Source organism: Bartonella sp. MR90HLJMH (assembly GCF_042194115.1).
In the GTDB taxonomy this organism is placed as follows: Bacteria; Pseudomonadota; Alphaproteobacteria; order Rhizobiales; family Rhizobiaceae; genus Bartonella; species Bartonella grahamii.
Map to the genome: position 1 here is coordinate 1 of NZ_JBHIMM010000030.1, position 2109 is coordinate 2109.

The 2109-nt window shown below is 36.3% G+C and carries 2 protein-coding genes; both read right to left on the minus strand.

The window, feature by feature from the left end; genetic code table 11:
• Positions 1-701 (minus strand): ABC transporter substrate-binding protein (locus tag ACFIJ9_RS08575; protein ID WP_375636770.1); only part of this gene is annotated, 701 nt, incomplete at its 3' end.
• A gap of 837 nt (positions 702-1538) precedes the next feature.
• Positions 1539-2109, minus strand: a 571-nt coding sequence (locus tag ACFIJ9_RS08580) for an ABC transporter substrate-binding protein (protein ID WP_375636773.1), incomplete at its 5' end; no start/stop codon positions are given.

A 2109-nucleotide genomic window follows, 5' to 3' on the forward strand; every position in this document is an offset into this window, starting at 1 on the left:
TTGGAGCTTGCACGCAATAAAAGAGCTTCTCCAGGACGCCAACTCTCTAACTGATAAGGACCAACACAAGCAGAATGGCTTGCCAAATACCGGTTTCCCATATCACCATTTTTTTCGTGTTTCATGAGTGTCTCACGATCAAGCAAAGAAAGAGTACGACTAGTGGCAAAATGGCTAAGAATGAGCTCTGCTGGATAAGGTTTATCAAATTTCATCACCACTGTTTTGTCGTCCGGTGCTTGAAAAGCCTCATCAACATTCTGTTCTGTGATACCATATTCATTAAATGTCGCCGCAGTAGCCATCTTCAATTTAACAACCCGCTTCATGCTCCAAATTAGATCATTGGCATTCGCAGGACGACCATCATTGAACTTCAAACCATCACGCAAATGAAAAGTAATCACCGTACGCTGATCATCACTTGAAACATCCCAACTCTTCGCCAAAGAGGGAACAAGTTTAGCTGCATTATCTTTAGCTGGTTCAACTAAATTATCACAAACATTGACAAGAACTTCATTACCATAACGGTCATTAATTTGTGCGGGATCAAATGTACTTATTGAATCAAGATTCCAAGCCATCACAAGCGTATCGGCAGGTGTTTTTGCTGAAACTTGTTGCACCAAAATCCCCAGTGCAATAACAGCAGAAACAAAAGCACTGCTCCCTTTCAATATTTTTCCTTTCAAGTTCATAGACTTTTCCTTTTAAAATTTATTGTATAAGTTCTCCATGCAACAATAACGTGCAAGAAATAATAAGATTAGACTTAGAAAACATACCTCCTCGAAATAAAATTAAAAACTCAACAGAAAACGATCTGATATAAAACGAAGGTATTAGGCATAACAGCATCTGTTGGAGATATCACAGTGCTTACAATTTGGGACATATCAGGCAAAGTTTCCTTTTGCTTTATCAATCAGACCTTTTGCTTCAAATTTCTTTTTTGATTTTCTAAAAAGTGTCGCGAAAACACCACCTCCGGTTACTTCAAGAGCCTCAATAAAAATTTGATATTTTGATGATTTTGAATGAATTGTAATTTGCTGAAATTGATTATTTACCCTCCTTCTCAAGAGAAAATTTGAATTTTTGCATCACTCCCCATAAAATAATACCCTCCAATTGCGGAGTGTTATCTTTCAAAACAAAAGGAACCATAACATAGGCATCATAAAAAACTGATATTTCTCTTCACCTCCACACCAAAACTTTTCTTCAATATTGCAAAGTCTTTTCTCCTTTAGCAATGCTAAATGCCACAACATCTGTTGTACTAATTTTTTCAGCAAATGAATTGACCACTTTTCAATTCATGGGAGTTGAAATATTAAGTCTTAAACATCCAAGAAAACACATCTTTAATGAGAATGAAAGATCTCTTTTGAAATAGAAATCTTGAAAAGACACTCAGCAATATATCCTCTATTATTCACAATCTTCAACGTATTGCAAAGCATTTAAGAACTTTGCAATACGTCAAATATATCATGATCATGTTTTTTATATTTTATAAACCTGATACCTTCTTATTTTTCAATTGCACTATAAAAAATACGTGGGGCACTATTCCAAACCCATTTTTTGACATCAGGTGTCATCGCTACAGAAACATATGTCTGATAAATAAAAGCATAGGGTCCTTTCTGCATAAATTCACGTTGCAAATCAGCATACATTTGCACCCGTTTTTGGGGATCTTTTTCAAACAACGCATCCTTAACCTTTTGATTCATACTTTTATCAAAATACCCATGGCACCAACTAGCGTAGCCTGTATTTTTTGCCTCAAACCGATTATCAGGATTGTAAATAAGACGTGAAGCCATTGTATGGGGGTCCGCAGAGCCATTATTCCATCCGAAAAAAATCGTATCAAAACCACGCGCATAAAATTTTGAAAACAACTGCGTACCTACAAAACGTTCAATTTTAAAATGTACCCCAATCTTTTTTGCGTTGTCTTGGAGAGACTGAGCAATAGGCAAAGCAAAAGGATAAGGAGATGCCCCTGCAAAAATATTGGCCTCAAAACCATCCGGATAACCTGCCTCTGTTAAAAGTTCCTTTGCTTTTTGGAGATCAAGTTTAAAGGGTTGT